Origin of the sequence: Nonomuraea sp. B19D2 (assembly GCF_040137845.1) — a bacterium.
Taxonomy (GTDB): Bacteria; Actinomycetota; Actinomycetes; order Streptosporangiales; family Streptosporangiaceae; genus Nonomuraea.
On the sequence record NZ_JBEFAK010000015.1, the window covers coordinates 37,749 to 54,366 of the forward strand.

17 protein-coding genes are annotated in these 16,618 nt (G+C 69.3%); 8 read left to right on the forward strand and 9 right to left on the reverse strand.

What is annotated here, in order from left to right; genetic code table 11:
• Positions 1-155 precede the first annotated feature (155 nt).
• Positions 156-533, reverse strand: a complete 378-nt coding sequence (locus ABN273_RS26570; protein ID WP_349451729.1) for a VOC family protein — start codon at positions 531-533, stop codon at positions 156-158.
• 76 nt (positions 534-609) lie between these two features.
• Here ABN273_RS26570 and ABN273_RS26575 point away from each other — a divergent pair, with 76 nt between their 5' ends.
• On the forward strand, positions 610-1,173 hold the full coding sequence (locus ABN273_RS26575; RefSeq protein WP_349451730.1) for a thioredoxin family protein: 564 nt from the start codon (positions 610-612) through the stop codon (positions 1,171-1,173).
• A gap of 65 nt (positions 1,174-1,238) precedes the next feature.
• Here ABN273_RS26575 and ABN273_RS26580 read toward each other — a convergent pair whose 3' ends face one another.
• On the reverse strand, positions 1,239-1,556 hold the full coding sequence (locus tag ABN273_RS26580; RefSeq protein ID WP_349451731.1) for a hypothetical protein: 318 nt from the start codon (positions 1,554-1,556) through the stop codon (positions 1,239-1,241).
• Between the two features lie 139 nt (positions 1,557-1,695).
• Here ABN273_RS26580 and ABN273_RS26585 point away from each other — a divergent pair, with 139 nt between their 5' ends.
• Positions 1,696-2,190, forward strand: coding sequence for a beta-class carbonic anhydrase (locus ABN273_RS26585; RefSeq protein WP_349451732.1), 495 nt, complete (start codon positions 1,696-1,698; stop codon positions 2,188-2,190).
• 271 nt (positions 2,191-2,461) lie between these two features.
• Here ABN273_RS26585 and ABN273_RS26590 read toward each other — a convergent pair whose 3' ends face one another.
• Positions 2,462-4,528: a DNA gyrase/topoisomerase IV subunit B gene (locus tag ABN273_RS26590; protein ID WP_349451733.1), complete on the reverse strand. Its 2,067-nt coding sequence runs from the start codon at positions 4,526-4,528 to the stop codon at positions 2,462-2,464.
• A gap of 247 nt (positions 4,529-4,775) precedes the next feature.
• Here ABN273_RS26590 and ABN273_RS26595 point away from each other — a divergent pair, with 247 nt between their 5' ends.
• On the forward strand, positions 4,776-5,006 hold the full coding sequence (locus ABN273_RS26595) for a DUF7455 domain-containing protein (protein ID WP_349451734.1): 231 nt from the start codon (positions 4,776-4,778) through the stop codon (positions 5,004-5,006).
• A gap of 115 nt (positions 5,007-5,121) precedes the next feature.
• Here the strand turns inward: ABN273_RS26595 and ABN273_RS26600 are convergent, their stop codons facing one another.
• Entirely contained in the window at positions 5,122-5,823 is a 702-nt protein-coding gene (locus tag ABN273_RS26600; RefSeq protein ID WP_349451735.1) for a GNAT family N-acetyltransferase, read from the reverse strand.
• Between the two features lie 72 nt (positions 5,824-5,895).
• Between ABN273_RS26600 and ABN273_RS26605 the strand changes: the two genes are divergently transcribed.
• Entirely contained in the window at positions 5,896-6,501 is a 606-nt protein-coding gene (locus ABN273_RS26605; RefSeq protein ID WP_349451736.1) for a hypothetical protein, read from the forward strand.
• Positions 6,498-7,076, forward strand: coding sequence for a hypothetical protein (locus ABN273_RS26610; RefSeq protein ID WP_349451737.1), 579 nt, complete (start codon positions 6,498-6,500; stop codon positions 7,074-7,076). The genes ABN273_RS26605 and ABN273_RS26610 overlap by 4 nt, the downstream gene beginning before the upstream one ends.
• A gap of 435 nt (positions 7,077-7,511) precedes the next feature.
• Here ABN273_RS26610 and ABN273_RS26615 read toward each other — a convergent pair whose 3' ends face one another.
• Positions 7,512-8,759: a hypothetical protein gene (locus ABN273_RS26615; RefSeq protein WP_349451738.1), complete on the reverse strand. Its 1,248-nt coding sequence runs from the start codon at positions 8,757-8,759 to the stop codon at positions 7,512-7,514.
• Between the two features lie 54 nt (positions 8,760-8,813).
• On the opposite strand from ABN273_RS26615, the gene ABN273_RS26620 reads away from it, so the two are divergent.
• Positions 8,814-9,551: a YaaA family protein gene (locus ABN273_RS26620; protein WP_349451739.1), complete on the forward strand. Its 738-nt coding sequence runs from the start codon at positions 8,814-8,816 to the stop codon at positions 9,549-9,551.
• Positions 9,552-9,699: 148 nt separating this feature from the next.
• Here ABN273_RS26620 and ABN273_RS26625 read toward each other — a convergent pair whose 3' ends face one another.
• The 4 genes from ABN273_RS26625 to ABN273_RS26640 all read right to left on the reverse strand — a co-directional run bounded on the left by ABN273_RS26625 (position 9,700) and on the right by ABN273_RS26640 (position 14,503).
• Positions 9,700-11,355, reverse strand: a complete 1,656-nt coding sequence (locus ABN273_RS26625) for an RNA polymerase sigma factor (protein ID WP_349451741.1) — start codon at positions 11,353-11,355, stop codon at positions 9,700-9,702.
• 242 nt (positions 11,356-11,597) lie between these two features.
• On the reverse strand, positions 11,598-12,194 hold the full coding sequence (locus ABN273_RS26630) for a PP2C family protein-serine/threonine phosphatase (protein ID WP_349451742.1): 597 nt from the start codon (positions 12,192-12,194) through the stop codon (positions 11,598-11,600).
• Positions 12,083-13,693 carry a PAS domain-containing protein gene (locus tag ABN273_RS26635; protein WP_349451743.1) on the reverse strand — a complete coding sequence of 537 codons (1,611 nt, stop codon included), beginning with the start codon at positions 13,691-13,693 and terminating at the stop codon, positions 12,083-12,085. The genes ABN273_RS26630 and ABN273_RS26635 overlap by 112 nt, the downstream gene beginning before the upstream one ends.
• Positions 13,694-13,939: 246 nt before the next feature.
• A complete protein-coding gene (locus ABN273_RS26640; protein WP_349451744.1) occupies positions 13,940-14,503 on the reverse strand; it encodes an HhH-GPD-type base excision DNA repair protein in 564 nt (187 codons plus the stop codon).
• 154 nt (positions 14,504-14,657) lie between these two features.
• Here ABN273_RS26640 and ABN273_RS26645 point away from each other — a divergent pair, with 154 nt between their 5' ends.
• Entirely contained in the window at positions 14,658-14,882 is a 225-nt protein-coding gene (locus tag ABN273_RS26645) for a hypothetical protein (protein WP_185078019.1), read from the forward strand.
• Between the two features lie 175 nt (positions 14,883-15,057).
• Positions 15,058-16,548: a hypothetical protein gene (locus ABN273_RS26650; protein ID WP_349451929.1), complete on the forward strand. Its 1,491-nt coding sequence runs from the start codon at positions 15,058-15,060 to the stop codon at positions 16,546-16,548.
• Positions 16,549-16,618 lie beyond the last annotated feature (70 nt).

The window sequence follows — 16,618 nt, forward strand, 5'->3', positions numbered from 1 at the left end:
ACGTACGCCGTGGACGACGCCGTCGTGTCGGTCGCCGGCGACATCGCGCAGAAATGGCTGGAGCTGACCCCGCGCCGGGCGGGGTCAGCCCCTCTCCCCAGGACGCGGCCCGCCGTCTACGCGGGCAGTCCCCTCGCGCCCGGGGAAGCCGAAAATTACACCGCGTCCTTGCAGAGGCAGAACGGGTGCCCTGCCGGATCCAGGAACACGCGGAAGCTGTCGTCCTCGCTCGGCTGGTGCTCGTGCTTGGTCGCGCCGATCTCGATCACCTGCTTCTCCGCCTCGTCCATGTCGGTGACCGTCACGTCGATGTGCAGTTGCTGCGGCCGTTCCGGATCCGGCCAGGTCGGCGGCCGGAAGTCGGGCGCGAGCTGGAACGCCAGCCGCTTGGGAGACCCGCCGTCGCTGACCACCACCCACTCGTCATCCGCGGACGTGATGGGCCACCCGAGCAACCGGGAGTAGAACTCGGCCAGCCGCTTCGGGTCGGGACAGTCGAGCACGGTGGTACGGAACTCCGCGATACCGCTCACTCAATACACCTTTCACATTCGTTCTGCCGGGACGTCCTCAGACAAGACGGGACGTCCTCCGACAAGAATGGGTGCCATGGCTGCCAACTCGTTCATGGTCCCACTGGGGACCCCAGCGCCCGCCTTCGACCTGACCGCCATCAACGGCGGCAGCGTCTCGCTCGAAGACCTCAAAGGCTCACCCGCCACCCTCGTGGTTTTCCTGTCCAACCACTGTCCGTACGTGCGGCACATCGAGAAGGGACTCGGCGCCCTTGCCGCCGACTACGGCGCCAGGCTGTCGATCGTCGCGATCTCCAGCAACGACAGCGTGAACTACCCGGATGACGACCCGACACACCTCGCGGAGCAGGCCGCTCGTGCCGGATTCACGTTTCCGTACCTGCTGGACGACACCCAGGAGGTGGCCAAGGCCTATCGGGCGGCGTGCACGCCGGACTTCTTCCTGTACGACGGGCAGCTCCAGCTCGTCTACCGGGGCGAGTTCGACGGCGCGCGGCCGGGCAACTCGGTGCCGGTGACCGGCGAGTCGTTGCGTGCGGCCATCGACGCCCTGCTCGACGGCCGGCCGGTGCCCGAGGAGCAGGAACCGTCGCTCGGCTGCGGCATCAAGTGGAAGCCGGGCAACGCGCCCGCCTGATCCACGGGCAGGCCGACCCGGGCCGGTCGCGCGATGGCCTGCGTTGCCGGCCCTGGCCGCGGCGGCTACGGGCTTGCGGCGGTGATGGCGGACGGGAGCGCCAGCAGCAGTTCATGCGGCTCGCCGCCCTGCCAGTGGCGGATCAGCCGGTTGCCCGCCTCCCCTGGGTCGAAGCTCTCACAACCCAGAGGCCCGAAGCAGCCCGCCTGGTCCAGCATGAGGATCAACGGGTCGTCATCGGGGAGGCGGGCGGCGTAGGCGGCGGTGTCGAGGAGGGCCAGGGCCGTCTTGGCGTTGCGGCCCCCGTCCTTGGCCTCCACGCGGTCGAGACGGCGCCATGCCTGGGCACGGAGATACGCGGCGAGCGATTCGGACCTACTCACGACAGACCTTCTTCGATCACGTACAAAGGGCTACGACATCATCACGCAAAGCGACGCGCTTTCGTGGGATGTTTGCCAACTCTGGCCAGTCGCGACCCCGTTCACCACCAGCTTTGGGGCACGGTGCATCATTTGTGGCATGAGTGCGTTCGACGACCTGTATGCCGCCAACGCGAAATTCGCCAAGAAGTTCGGCCACTCCGGGCTCACCGGCCGGGCCGTCCGCGGGCTGGCCGTGGTGACCTGCATGGACTCCCGCATCGACCCGCTCGGCCTGCTCGGCCTGAAGGCCGGCGACGCCAAGATCCTCCGTAACGCCGGCGCCCGGGTGACGGACGACGTCCTGCGTACCCTGGTGCTGGCCGTCTACCTGCTCGGGGTGGAGCGCGTGCTCGTCATGCCCCATACGGACTGCGGCATGGCCAAGGTGACGGATCCGGACGTACACGCCCTGACCCAGGAGCGCGGGGTGGACACTCGCAGCCTGGAGTTCCACACGGTGCCCGACCAGATCGAGGCGCTCCGCCACGACCTCACCCGCATCACATCCACGCCGTTCCTGCCGGAGGGCATGCCGGTGGCGGGCGCCATCTACGACGTCCACACCGGGCGCCTGACACCCGCGCCGTTCTGAGAGCACATTCCTGGTGCCCGGTTGTGGCGGCCGTACGGCACGACCGGGCACGCGAACCCCGCCCACCGCCCTGTAGCGTCAGAGCCCCCACGAAGACCTGCGGGGCTCCACCCCGGCTTCCAAGTCCAGACGACCGCCCACAGAGCCCTGCAGACGCCTCAGAGGCGCGCCTGCGTGCCCGGCAAGCGCGCCACCCGCCCCTGCAGCAGGCGTGGAGCGGCAACCCGAAACCGTCTGAAGCAACCAAGAGGCAACCGCCGCTCAGCCCTCGCTAGGCGTCGATGTGGTCGCGGTCCACCTCGGCGGCGCTCTTGACGATGAACTCCCGCCGAGGCGCCACGTCGCTGCCCATCAGCAGGTTGAAGATGGCCTCGGCCTCCTCGACGTCCTCGATGCGGACCCGGCGCAGGATGCGGTGCCGCGGGTCCATGGTCGTCTCGGCCAGCTGGTCGGCGTCCATCTCGCCCAGACCCTTGTAACGCTGCACCGGGTCCTTCCACCGCTTGCCGCGCCGTTCGAGATCCCGCAGCACCTTCTGCAGCTCGCCGTCGGAGTAGCAGTAGATGTACTTCTCCTTGCCCCGCCCGGGGTTGGTCAGCTCGATGCGGTGCAGCGGCGGCACCGCGGCGAACACGCGCCCCGCCTCCACCATCGGCCGCATGTAGCGGTGGAAGAGCGTCAGGAGCAGGCAGCGGATGTGGGCGCCGTCCACGTCGGCGTCGGCCATCAGGATGATCTTGCCGTAGCGGGCGGCCTCGATGTCGAACGAGCGCCCGGACCCGGCCCCGACCACCTGGATGATGGCGGCGCACTCGGCGTTCTTGAGCATGTCGCTCACGGACGCCTTCTGCACGTTGAGGATCTTGCCGCGGATGGGCAGCAGCGCCTGGAACTCCGAGTCGCGAGCCAGCTTGGCCGTGCCGAGCGCGGAGTCACCCTCGACGATGAACAGCTCGCTGCGGTCCACCGCGTCGTTGCGGCAGTCGACCAGCTTGGCCGGGAGCGCGGAGTTTTCCAGCGCGCTCTTGCGCCGCTGGTTGTCGCGGTGCTCGCGGGCCGCGATGCGGGCCTTGGCGGCGGCGACGATCTTCTCGAGGACGGCGCGGAGCGGCTGCTTGTAGCCGCGCGGCGGGTTGGTGAACAGCTCCCTGAGCTCGCGGGAGACCACGTGGGAGACGATGCGGGTGGCCGCCGAGGTGCCGAGCACCTCCTTGGTCTGGCCCTCGAACTGCGGCTCCGGCACCCGGACCGTGACCACGCCGGTCAGGCCCTCGGAGATGTCGTCCTTGGTGACGGGGTCGTCGCCGTTCTTCAGCAGGCGCGTCTCGCGCAGCAGCTCGTTGATCGTGCGGACCAGGCCGCGCTCGAACCCGGTCACGTGGGTGCCGCCCTTGGGGGTGGAGATCACGTTGACGAACGAGCGAACGGTCGACTCGTACCCCTTGCCCCAGCGGATCGCCACGTCGACGGTGAGCTCGCGCTGCACCTCGGTGGGCGTCATGTGGCCCTGGTCATCGAGGACCGGCACGGTCTCGTGGAAGTGGCCCTCGCCCTGCAGGCGCAGCACGTCGCAGACGGGCTCGTCGCGGGCCAGGAACTCGGTGAACTCGGAGATGCCGCCGTCGAAGCGGAACTCCTCCTCCACGCGCTCCTCGTGCCTGCTGTCGAAGACCGCGAGGGTCAGGCCGGGCACCAGGAACGCGGTCTGCCGCAGCCGCACGTGGATCTCGTCGAGCGAGACCTCGGCGTCGGGCAGGAAGATCTGTTTGTCGGCCCAGAAGCGCACGCGGGTGCCGGTGACGTTCTTGGGGAGCGTGTCGCCGATCCGGAGCCCGGACTTCTTCTTGAACTTCGCGCTGGGGCCGGGGCCGTCGAAGACGCCGGTGACGCCGCGGCGGAAGCTGATCTCGTGCACGCGGCCGCCGCTGTCGACCTCGACGTCCAGGCGTGCGGACAGGGCGTTGACCACGGAGGCGCCGACGCCGTGGAGGCCGCCGGAGGCGCCGTAGGAGCCGCCGCCGAACTTGCCGCCCGCGTGCAGCTTGGTATAGACGAGCTCGACCCCGGCCAGGCCGGTCTTGGGATGGATGTCAACGGGAATGCCCCGGCCGTTGTCGCGCACCTCGATCGAGCCGTCGGCGTAGAGCTCGACCTCGATCCGGTCGCAGTGGCCCGCGAGCGCCTCGTCGACGCCGTTGTCCACGATCTCCCAGAGGCAGTGCATGAGCCCGCGGCTGTCGGTGGACCCGATGTACATGCCCGGGCGCTTGCGGACTGCTTCCAGGCCCTCAAGCACCGACAGGTGACGAGCCGTGTAACCCGCCTCCACTAGCGTCACTCCAGCTCCCCTGGTCTAGGCATCGAACACGTGTGCGTAGCCTACCGTTCTTCCCACACGCGCGCGTACAAGCTTGCCACGCCGGCACGTTTGCCGTTACCAACCGGCTGATCATCATTACTTTGGGACACATTCCGCTCTGGGCGTAGAGACCGGGCGGTTGGGAACGTCCACGTCCGGTTAGATGTTGTTCCAAGTGACTGACGCCAGATCCTCGCTTCGGCGGGGGTGACCCGAAAGGCGATACGTGACTGGAGCTCTCGCCCCCGTTAAGCCGCTGACGGCCCTCGACCGCTGCGACCGCTGCGGCGCCCAGGCCTACATTCGCGCGACCCTGCCTGTGGGTGGGGAGTTGCTGTTCTGCGCCCACCACGGGCGTCAGCACGTGGCAGCGCTGCGCGAAAAGGGCGCCGACATCCTGGACGAGTCGGCTCGACTCAGTGAAACCCCTTCTATTGCCCCCAACGACGAGCGCTGAGGCAGCGCTGGTCGTGCTGAGATAACCACATATCGCGTGACACAGAACGGCGACCCCGGCACCTCCGGGGCCGCCGTTCTGTGTTCACGACCCACTCCGGTGACGGCGCCCCGAGTCAGCGGACCCGGTAGTGGTACCGTCCCGCGACCTCGAAACCCTCGCCGCGATACAGCGCCTGCGCGGCCAGGTTGGGGGCGGTGGTGACCAGGTAGGCGGATTCGGCGTCCGCGTGCCGCACCAACGCCTGCAGGACCGCGCGGGCCAGTCCTCGACGGCGGGCCTCGGGCAGCGTGGCCATGCAGTAGATCCCGACCATGTCACCCTGCGGGACGGCCCGGCCGACGGCGAGCGCCACGCCGTCTTCCTCATACGCGCCGTACCAGGCCGGCACGCCGGTGCAGATGCGCTCCGCCGCCTCAAGACCGCTGCCGTACCGCCCGTCCACGGCCCACCACGTCTTGAGCCACCCTGGCCAGGGCCGATCCTCGATCCTGACCTCGGGCAGACCGGGGATGGGCGCGAGCGCGCCGGCGGCCATGACGACCGTCGGGTCGACCAGCTCATACCCTCTGGCCTCGAGCTCCTCGTCCAGCCCGGGCACGGCCTCCGTCCCCACCGAGAAGACGCACCGCTGCCCGCGCTCGCGGTAGAACGCCTCGGCCGCCTCGATGGCCCCGTTCAGATCGGCAGGTCGCTCCAGGGCCAGCACCGAGTTGGCCCGTTTGGTCACGCCGCCGGCGTAACGCAGCACCCAGCCGTCGTGCCGCCGCTGTTCGTAGGCGGGCCAGGCCTCGTGGACGAGCAGGTCAAAGCTCATCGGAGGAGTCTAGCCAAGCGAACACCGACAAACAGCATCAGACATCACACCGTGCACATTAGGATGCCCCGGGTGACCCCCTCATCGTCCGGAAACCGGTGGCGGAGCCGCGCATGGGCCTGGTTCGCCGTCATCACCGGCGTGATCGTGCTGCCCTTCGTCATCTCCTGGCCGTTCGGCGGGCTGGCCGAGGCGAAGCACGAGCCGCCCAGGCTGAGTCTCGGCCAGACCGTGACCGGCCACCGGTTCCAGTTCACCCTCCGCAGGGCGTACTTCACCACCAAGAACCCGGAATACGCCCAGGGCCCCCCGAGCCGCTACCTGGTGCTCGTCCTCGACGTCAAGAACGTCAGCAAGCAGCCGACCGACCTGCTCCAGGCGTTCATAGACCTGCAGGTGAAGGTCGACGGCAAGGAACTCGGCGCTTTCAATGCCAACAGGTACCGGGCACTGCGCCCGGACGACATCGGCACCCTGCTCAACCCGGGCCTGCCCGAGCAGGCGCGCTTCTCGTGGGAGGTGCCCGGCGAGGTGGGCGACCCGAAGAAGCTCACCATGGCGATCATGGACGAGGTGTACGAGCCGAGCTGGTCACTGCGCGGCTACAGCTCTGGCACCTCGCTCTGGTACAAGGACAAGGTCATGGGGACATTCGAGACCGTCCTGGAGCATGCGTGAGAAGGGTCACCTCCATAGTCACGGGAACACTGCTCCTGGCCGCCCTGGGAGGCCTCCAGCGGCTCGTCCCCGACGCCGATCGCATCTACGAGCCCATCGCCTCGACCGGCAGCCTCAGGCAGGACGTGGCCACCCAGCCGTACACCTTGCGCGTGGACGACGTCGAGATCGGCCGCCGGCTGGTGATCACGAACACCTCCAGCACGCCTACGCGGGACACCCGCGGCCTGTGGGTGGTGCTGAGGATCACCGCCACCGCGACCAAGCAGCGGGTCGGGCTGGGTAAGCCGGTCCTCCGCGCACAGGACGGCACCGAGTACGGCGCCACCGACCGCTTCTTCGGCTTCGCCAACTCCAACCTGGAGGCCGGGATCCCGAACTCGGGCCCGCTCGCTTTCGAGCTCCCGCCCGCGGCCGTCCCCGGCGCCGTCCTGGTCATCACCGCGCCCGCCTACCGCGGCGGCATCCAGCGGCTCAGCGGCGCGCTCGGCCCCGCCGTGCACATCGACCTGGGCATCACCGCGGCTCAGGCCGCCGCGCCCGCCCCCACCGTGAACGTCGAGCAGGTGTACTGATGAAGCAGCTCACCGCATCACGCCTCCGCTACGGCCTGGGCCTGGTCGTCGCGGCCGCGGCGCTGGTCGCGGTCCAGGTCGTGCCGAAGCTGGAGGACTACAAGCTGACCATGGGCGGCGACCCCGTCGAGGCGGCGCCGGGCGGCGCCGCCGGCTACGGCGGCTCGCAGTGGCGCCTTGTCAGCCTGGCGCCCAGCACCAGCGAGGACCCGCTGCCCAGCGGCACCCGGGCGGTGACCGCCGTCATCGGGGTCACCCCGGCCGACGCGGCCGCGGGCAAGGCCATGGCCAAGGGGTGCGAGGCGGCCGTGCGTGACGCCGCCGACCGTGTCTGGGATCGGCACGAACGCCTGCCGGGCGTGCCCGATGTGCAGAGCGTCTGCTTCCGCGTGGACAAGAAGTACCGGCCGCTCCCGGTGCGGCCAGGTGAAGAGATCAGGTGGCAGGCGTCCTTCGTGGTTCCGGCGGAAGCGGTCGGCTCTCTGAAGGTGGAGGTCCGTCTGAGTCGCGAGACCGGTTTCGTACGACTGGCGCCGCCCCCAGAGCCAGGCCAAGCGCGGCCGCCAGCAGGCTGATCCTGAGCACCTCGTAGACCACCGTCACCAGGTACTGGATCGGGCCGTGCCAGAGGGTCCACCAGGCGGATTCGTGCGGCCCGACGAGGTGCAGCACACCGATGAACACCCACTTCCTGGCCACCTCCAGCACGAGGTAGCACAGGCAGAAGGTCAGGTAGAAGATCGCACCCGCGCGCAGGGCCACGCGCAGCCCGTCGATCATGGGCAGGTACTTGCCGCGCAGGTCGCGCGAGACGAACTCGGCGACGTTGCGCACCGGCGCCGGCGCGGCCGTCCACATCCGGCCGGCCCGCTGCTCCACCCGGGTGCCGGCGACGGCGGCATCGACGTCGCCCGCCTCGCGGCCGAACACCACCGCGGCGATGGTCAGCCACACCAGCGGCAGCAGGAGCACGTCCTTCGGCTCGGGCAGCACGGCGCCGACCGCGTCCAGGACCGGGGAGAGCGCGCTCGTGACGGCCTCACGTGCCCCGGCCCACACCGTCCTGGAGGTCACCCAGTCGACGCCCCCCGAGATGAGCTCCTCGACGCTGATGACCGCGAAGAACATCCACATCGCCTCGAACACGGTCGTGGCCAGGGCCAGCCGCGCCTTGCGCGCCCGCTCGTAGGCCTTCTCGAAAGCGACCCTGACCAGGAAGGCCGCCACCGCGATCGAGCACGTCACGAGCAGCGGGTTGAACTCAAGATTCTTGATCTGCTGGACGCCGAAGAGTTCCTGGGACAGGACGCTGTACTGGCGGACGTCCTCGCCGAACAACCCCCACGCGCCGTAGAAGGCCAGGAACGGCAGCAGCGTGTGCGCGATGAGCCTGGGCAGCCGGTCCTCCGCCGGCTCGCCCTCCATGACGGCTGGCTGTTCGCGCTTGAGCGTCCTCAACATGGCGACGTACGCGGCCAGGGTGGCGAGCACGGCGAGGCTCATCACGGCGAACCCGAGATACTTCCTGGGCGCGTCCACGTCGCCCACGTAGGCGGCGGCGACCAGCACGAGATCGTGAACGACCCGCCCGGCGGTGTAGAAGAACGCCAGCGGCAGGAAGTGCCGTGCGGCCAGTGTGAGCGTCTCCAGAGGCAGCCGCGCCGAGAGGGATGTCCATTTCATCCCGGCGGATGTTACCGGGTGGGGGCCACGGTGGGCAGGCATATCCTGTGCGACGTGCTGATTTTGTTGCCGCCCTCGGAGGGCAAGGCGTCCGAGGGAGATGGTCCGCCGCTGGCGGAGCTGTCGTTCCCGGCTCTCGAGAGGCCGCGCAAGCGCGTGCTGAACGCCCTCGTACGGGCCTCCAAACGTCGTGACGCTCTGGACGTGCTCGGCCTGACGCCGGGTCTGGCAGGCGAGCTGGCCAAGAACGCGGAGCTGAAGACCGCTCCCACGCTGCCGGCCGCCGATCTCTATACCGGGGTCCTGTACGACAACCTCGGTCTGAGGGGCTTGGACGGCGATGCGAGGAGGCGGGCGGAGGAGTCAGTGCTGATCTTCTCCGGGCTGTGGGGCGTGTTGCGGATCACCGATCGGGTCCCGCCCTATCGCCTGTCGATGGGCGTGAATCTGCCGCCGATCGGCGGGCTGGCCGCGTTCTGGCGGCCGCAGCTGTCCAAGCAGCTGGACCGTGCGGCCGGGCTGGTGGTGGACCTGCGCTCGGCCACGTACGCGGGCGCCTGGCAGCCCGGCGATCGTTCGGTGACGGTACGGGTGTTCCGGGACGGCAAGGTCGTCAGCCACATGGCCAAGGCGACCCGGGGCGAGATCGCCCGCGCCCTCCTGGTGCAGGACACCACGCCGTCGACCCCGGACGAGCTGGCCAAGCTGCTGACCGACCTGGGCCACGCCGTCGACCTGGCGGCCCCCACGCGCCCCCGCCGCCCCTGGACGCTGGACGTGCACACCACCTGACGCACCGCACGGGGGCAGGCATACAAAAGGCCTCACAACACGTGTGACGTGTGCGACTCCTGGGCGCAGGGCACGGCGGAGGGCGGTCGAGGTGCAAAAGCCGCCGCCCCGCCCGGATGATCCGGGCGGGGCGGCGGGTGAAACCAGGTCAGTCCAAGTAGTCCCGCAGGACCTGGGAGCGCGACGGGTGGCGCAGCTTGGACATGGTCTTCGACTCGATCTGGCGGATGCGCTCGCGCGTCACCCCGTAGACCTTGCCGATCTCGTCCAGCGTCTTGGGCTGCCCATCGGTCAGACCGAAGCGCATCGAGACGACGCCCGCCTCCCGCTCCGACAACGTGTCGAGAACGGAGTGCAGCTGCTCCTGGAGCAGCGTGAAGCTGACGGCGTCGGCGGGGACGATGGCCTCGGAGTCCTCGATGAGGTCGCCGAACTCGCTGTCGCCCTCCTCACCCAGCGGGGTGTGAAGGGAGATGGGCTCACGGCCGTACTTCTGGACCTCGACCACCTTTTCGGGCGTCATGTCCAGCTCGCGGGCCAGCTCTTCCGGCGTCGGCTCGCGGCCGAGGTCCTGCAGCATCTGCCGCTGGACACGGGCCAGCTTGTTGATCACTTCGACCATGTGGACCGGGATGCGGATGGTCCGCGCCTGGTCGGCCATGGCACGCGTGATCGCCTGCCGGATCCACCACGTGGCGTAGGTGGAGAACTTGTAGCCCTTGGTGTAGTCGAACTTCTCGACCGCCCTGATCAGGCCCAGGTTGCCTTCCTGGATCAGGTCGAGGAACAGCATGCCGCGCCCGGTGTAGCGCTTGGCCAGCGAGACCACGAGCCGGAGGTTGGCCTCCAGCAGGTGGTTCTTCGCCCGGCGGCCGTCCTCGGCGATCCACTCCAGCTCGGCCTTGACGTCGACCGGCAGCCCGTCGGTCTCCCCGCCGCCGAGCTGCTCCTCGGCGAACAGGCCCGCCTCGATGCGCTTGGCGAGCTCGACCTCCTGCTCGGCGTTGAGCAGGGGGACCTTGCCGATCTGCTTGAGGTAGTCCTTGACCGGGTCGGCCGTGGCGCCGGCGGCGGCGACCTGCGCGACCGGGGCGTCATCGTCGTCGTCGGAGAGGATGAGGACCTCGTCCTCGGTCTTTGCGGACGCGGCGACGTCGGCGGGCTTGGGCTCCTCTTCTGAGTCGTCGTCGGAGTCGGAGTCACCCTCGTCGGAGTCGCCTTCGGCGACGATCTCCTCGTCGTCGACGTCGATGTCCTCGAGGTCCTCCAGCTCGACGTCGCCGTCGAGCTCGATGTCCTCGTCGTCCTCCGCGTCGGCCCTGGCCTCGGATGTCTTCGGCTTGGTCTCGGCAGGCCCAGCGCTCTTCGGCTCGGCCTTCTTGGCGGCGGCGGGAGCCGCGGCCTTCTTGGCCGCCGGAGCGGCCTTCTTGGCTGGGGCCGCCTTCTTGGCGGCCGGCTCGGCTTCAGCGGTGCCCACGACCGCGGTCACGGTCTCGGGCTGCTGCTCTTTGGCGGCCGCCGCCGTCTTGGTCTTGACGGGGGCGGCGGTGCGGCGCTTTGCTGGACCACGAGACTTCTTCGGCGCAGCCGAATCCGCGGCGGTCACCACCACGGTCACGCCCTCTTTGCTGAGGTTCCGCAAGAACGCGGCGGCGTGCGACATGGGGATGTCCGCCTCCTCGAAGGCCTGACGAACATCCTCAGACTCGAGGAAACCCTGCGAGCGCCCACGCTCGAGCAGTCGCTGAATGACGGGCTCGTTCAGCTCTTGTGGCTTCGAGCGAGTCGAACTTGCAGGCGACACGAACACCTCTCGAACGAACGCGTGGCGACAATGGACCCAGATGCCCGCTGGGGGGCTGTTGCCTCTCTCGGAGATCGGTGAGGCCGTGCGGACCGCTACGGACCTGCACAGCATTGTGGCACGACCCTGCGCTCCATACGGCCACCTCCCGGCGGTTGCCCTCCACCCTAGGCCGACCGAGACAGTAGTGCGTACGGAAGCGGGGCACTGATACCCGAAAGCAACCGTTATGACTGTTTCATTCAGTCACTCTTCGTGGCTGGCGGGACGTGAATAGCTAGCGCGGTAACGTCATCATCCTGTTCATATCCAGACAGCATCCGGTCAACCAGGAAGTCCAGCAACATATGCGGACTACTCACCACCTCAGGCGGCGCTTCGGTCACAACACTGCAAAGCTCTGCCAAACCCGCGTCCAATCCGCGCTTCCTGTTCTCCACGAGGCCGTCGGAGTAGAGCACAGCGGTATGGCCGGGCGGCACCACGAACCGGAACTGCCTTCGGCTGGTGGGCCAGCCTAGCGGAGTCCCGGGCTCGCCGTCGCTCAGGATCGCCGTGCCCTGAGGCGAGACCAGGACGGGTGGCGGATGACCGGCCAGGGCCAGCGTGCCCTCGCCGGTGACCGGCTCGACCACCATGTACGCCAGGGTCGTGACCTGCTCTTCCTCCTCCGTGGCCTCGAAGACCCGGTCGAGACCCGTGAGCACGGCCGCGGGCGGCGGGTTGGTCAGCGCCAGCGCCCGCATGGCGTTGCGGATGCGGCCCATGCCCGCGGCGGCCTTGACGCCCTTGCCCATGACGTCGCCGACGACCGCCGCGACACGCCCGTCCTGCAGCACGAACGCGTCGTACCAGTCACACCGCCGACCTGGACGTGGCGGCTGCCCGAGCGGAAGCGCTGGGCCAGCACCAGGCCCTTGACCACGGGCAGGCGGTCGGGCAGCAGGCTGCGCTGGAGCGTCTCGGCGGTGCGGTGCTCACGCTCGAACAGCGTGGCCCGCTCGACCGCCAGCGCGCACTGGCCGGCCAGCGCCTCCAGGAAGACGCCGTCCTCCTGGGAGATCTTCTGTGGTCTGGTGAAGGAGAACCGGAGCGCGCCCAAGGCCCGCCCCGCGGCCAGCAGCGGCAGGCCCACCCAGGCGCGCTCGTCGCCGTGGGTGAGGAAGTTGGCCAGGACCTCCTCGTCGTCGCCCGCCTCGAGCAGCTGGGCCTTCAGCGACTCGGGCGACTCGGCGAAGACCGGCCTGCGGCTGTTGACCGCCATGGTCATCACGTTGGAGTGGGACAGCGGGATCTCGTCGCCGGTGACCCCGGAGGCCTCGAGGATGCCCTCGCCGTTGATCAGCTTGAGCGCCGCGCGGTCGGGGTCGAGCAGCGCCACGGCCGAGCGGTCGGCGGCCAGCGCGGTGCGGCCGACGTCGATGATGACCTGCACGACCTGCTCCACGGTCAGGGCCTCGGCCAGCTGGGCGGTGGCGCCCTGGAGCCGGGCCGTGCGCAGGGCGGCGGCGCCGAGCTGGTCGGTCAGCCTGCCGCGCATCTCCTCGGCCTCGCGCTGCGGCGTGACGTCGGTGTTGGCGCCGACCCACTCGACGACCCTGCCGTGCCTGATGATCGGCACGGCTCGCACCTCGAAGTGGCGGAAGCCGCTGGCGCGGGTGCGCACGCGGTAGTTCCACTCGAACATGGTCCGCCCGCGCAGCGCCTCCTTCCAGGCCTCCTCGGTCTGCTGGCGCTCCTCGGGGTGGACGACCTCCAGCCAGCCGCTGGCGAGGTATTCCTCCAGGCCCTGGCCGGTGATGGCACGCCACTGGGGCGCGTCCTCGACGACGGCGCCGGTGGGCGAGGTGATCCAGACCAGCTGCGACTGGGCCTCGACCAGCGAGCGGTAGCGCTCCTCGCTGCGGCGCAGCGCCTCCTCGGTCTGGCGGCCCTCGGTGATGTCCTGCCCGATCAGGGCGACCGCGCCCAGCTCGCCCGCCTCGTTGTGGACCGGCGAGAACGACAGCGACCAGTGCCTGGTGTCGCCCTCCGCCGACCGCACCCGCACGCGGCTCTCGGTGACCGGCGCGTCGCTCTCGGCGACGGCCTGCACGGCGTGGGCGATGATCTGGCTGAGGTCGGCGGCCAGCACCTCGGCGGGCAGACTGCCGATCATCCGCTCGGCGGGCACGTTGACGACGTCACTGAACACGTCGTTGACCCGCTTGATGCGGCCTTCGCCGTCGAAGAACGCGAAGGCGAACTCGGCCTCCGACAGCATGCCCTGGAACAGGACGGAGTCTGAGATGTCCACATCCGACTCCCGGGGACGGGGAACGGAGGTCTCGGCGCTCATGGTCGGCACCTCCGTCGCGTGCCAGGGTCTCCCACGCGGCACATCTCCATAACTTTGTATCGGCGTAGCGCAGCTCCGGGCGACCGGATCCTGCAGTACATCATCGGCGATGGGCACGGGCGGACGGAAGCCCCCGCCGCGGCCCGGTCGCCTTTAGGGTCTACGCATCCTGTCAAAGTCGCTCCACGTTGCGCAGCAAGATCAGGTTACAGCGCCAGATTGCCGGAGGCCGAGTCCCGGCCCCAACTACTTGGCCGCGCGCTTGGCCTCCTGCTTGGCGGCCCGCACGCGGGCCAGGCTGTCGGCGTCGACCACGTCGGCGACCGACCGGTGTGACCCCTCCTCGCCATAGAGTCCGGCCGCCTCACGCCAGCCTGGCGGTTGGACCCCCAGCTGCTTCCCCAGCAATGCCAGAAAAATCTGGGCCTTCTGCTTGCCGTATCCCGGAAGGGCCATCAGTCGTTTCAACAACTCTTTGCCGTCGGCCGCCTCGGCCCACATCTTCTCCGGCTGACCGTCGTAGTGTTCGACGAGGTAGGCCGCGAGCTGCTGGATCCTGGCCGCCATGGACTTGGGGTAGCGGTGCACGGCCGGCTTGCCCGCCAGCAGCTCGGCGAACGCTTCCGGGGCGTACGAGGCGATCTCCCCCGCGGTGAGGTCGTGCCCCAGCCGCTCGGATATCGTATACGGCCCGGTGAACGCCCACTCCATCGGAATCTGCTGGTCGAGAAGCATGCCGACGAGCAGGGCGAGCGGACTGCGGCCGAGGAGCTCGTCCGCCTCGCTCCGCTGGGCGAGCTGGATGCGCATGGAGACAGCTTCGCATGAATGGGCCCCTGGTGAAGGGAACACAACCATCGCGGAGCCTTGACACGCGCCGGAGAAAAGGTGAAATGAGAGCGCAAGTCGCCCTGCAGGCATTCCTGGGGGTTTGCCCCTGGGTCTCCAGAGGAATCTCACATCTATGCTCGCTCTGGCCACACGGTTCCTGCGGGAACCGGTCAGCCTCAGGCTGGCCGAAGAGTTCCTGACCGTGCCCGTGGACACGATCGACCGCTGCGTGGCCGACGTGTGCGCGTGTGCGCAGCATCTCGGCGTCTCGGCGACGCCGGAGATCGTGGAGCGCATCGCTCGCGAGCACCTGCTCGCGATCGTCAACTCGGCGCCTCCGCCCCGAAGTTCCCGGTAAGACAAAGAAGGCCCGTAAGTTCAGTTAAGTCCCATCCAGAACTCCCCGATAACATCGGGGTCACCAGGCCGAGTTCTCAGCACCGTTTGCGCCTGGAATACGAGAGAGTGAGGGTGTGCGCCGACACCGACGAGAGCCCCGGGAGAGCACCCCGCCAGACGACGTGTTCAAGGAGATGGTGCAGGCGGCTCGCGAGCTGCTGGCCGTGCGCACTCCGCTCGACGCGGAGCTGATGGTCTCCGACATGATCGGCGCCTGGTGGGCCAAGCGGGTCCGGGGCGGTGACGTGGAGCAGGTGCTCGGGGAGGGGCTGGTCGACTACGCCGCCAAGGCCGGCACGCCGGCCTCGCTGACGTTGCTGATCTGCCTGGCCTACCTCGGCACGGCCCGCCAGGGCGCCAAGGCCGAGGGCGCGGCGCTGGCGATGATGGAGTCGGGGGTGGCCAGGCCGGGCTGGGCCGACCGGGTGGGCGCGGTGAAGCCGGCCGGGTGCTACGTCTCCCGCGACGCCTACGGCGACCAGGACACGGTCATCTGCACCTTCGCCTACCGCTGGAACGAGGAATCACTCCCCGCCGACCGCCACGCGCTGGTCATGGTCGTCGACTACAACATGAGCGGCATGGCCCGTGACGCCTGGGTGTCCTCGCAGGTCGACAAGCTGCTGGAGCAGGCCAGGGCCGAGGCGGCGGGCAATCCGCTGCTGCTGTTCGAGGAGATCGAGCCCGACCAGGCCAGGGCGCTGCTGGAGTCGGCCATGAAGGCCACGCGGGAGCCGAAGACGCCGCCGCCCGTCAGCGACAGCTACAGCGCCTACCACGCCTTCGCCCGGGCCAGGCTCAAGGCGCTGCCGCCGGGGCGCAAGAGGCCGGCGCCGCTGCACACCGAGGCCCCGTACAGCAGGGAGCGGCGGGCCATGCTGGCGGCGGAGTTCCTGGCGTCCGACGCGGCCGAGCACCTGTCCGACCCCTCGGCGGCCTCGCGCTGCGCCGACCACATCATCGACTACGGCTGCGACCAGGACTTCAACCGGCCGCTGCGGGTCAGCCCGACCAAGTGCGAGACGTTACTGCTCGACTGGCTGCCGCGCAAGGTCATGCTGAGCGTGGCCGAGCAGGAGGCCATGCCGCACGTGCTGTCGGCGTGGGTGCGCTTCGCCGCCGCCCGTACGGGCCTGCCCGAGCAGGGGCTCAAGGCCACGCTGGACGCGGTGTGGGAGGCGATCGGCAAGTTCCCCGAGGCCTACCGCGACCCGACGTCGTTCGGGCTCGACCGGCCGCTGCTGGAGCGGCTGCTGCCGGACGGCGACCTGTCGGCGCTGGCCAGGCGGGCCTTCGCGTTCCCGTTCCTGCAGGGCACGCACAACGGGATCGAGCTCGACAAGCTCAACCCGGCCGACGAGGCCGACCGGCGCACGCTGCTCGAGATCGACCACGGCGGCACGATCGACCAGGAGCACCTGGCCTGGCACGAGGAGATCGCCACCCGGCTGTGGGAGGGCGACCCGCCGCAGCTCTGGGAGGCCGCGCAGCGCCTGCTCGACCTCGGCCACGACCGTCACGACGTGCTCCACGTGCTGATCGAGATCGCCGAGCGGATCGGCGACGACCCGGACGAGCTGGCGGCCGCGCTCGACGACATCGCCGACATTCCCGACGAATTCTAGATCCACGACGACCTCGTACGGCGAGACAGGCCAGGTGGGGGGCGGGAAGTCAGCCATTGTTCGCCACATC

Coding starts and splice junctions, on each gene's coding strand:
- ABN273_RS26645 (WP_185078019.1), top strand. CDS start 14,658: ATGCTCGCTCTGGCCACACGGTTCCTGCGGGAACCGGTCAGCCTCAGG.
- ABN273_RS26635 (WP_349451743.1), bottom strand. CDS start 13,693: ATGAGCGCCGAGACCTCCGTTCCCCGTCCCCGGGAGTCGGATGTGGAC.
- ABN273_RS26600 (WP_349451735.1), bottom strand. CDS start 5,823: ATGAGCTTTGACCTGCTCGTCCACGAGGCCTGGCCCGCCTACGAACAG.
- ABN273_RS26575 (WP_349451730.1), top strand. CDS start 610: ATGGCTGCCAACTCGTTCATGGTCCCACTGGGGACCCCAGCGCCCGCC.
- ABN273_RS26585 (WP_349451732.1), top strand. CDS start 1,696: ATGAGTGCGTTCGACGACCTGTATGCCGCCAACGCGAAATTCGCCAAG.
- ABN273_RS26640 (WP_349451744.1), bottom strand. CDS start 14,503: ATGCGCATCCAGCTCGCCCAGCGGAGCGAGGCGGACGAGCTCCTCGGC.
- ABN273_RS26650 (WP_349451929.1), top strand. CDS start 15,058: ATGGTGCAGGCGGCTCGCGAGCTGCTGGCCGTGCGCACTCCGCTCGAC.
- ABN273_RS26615 (WP_349451738.1), bottom strand. CDS start 8,759: ATGAAATGGACATCCCTCTCGGCGCGGCTGCCTCTGGAGACGCTCACA.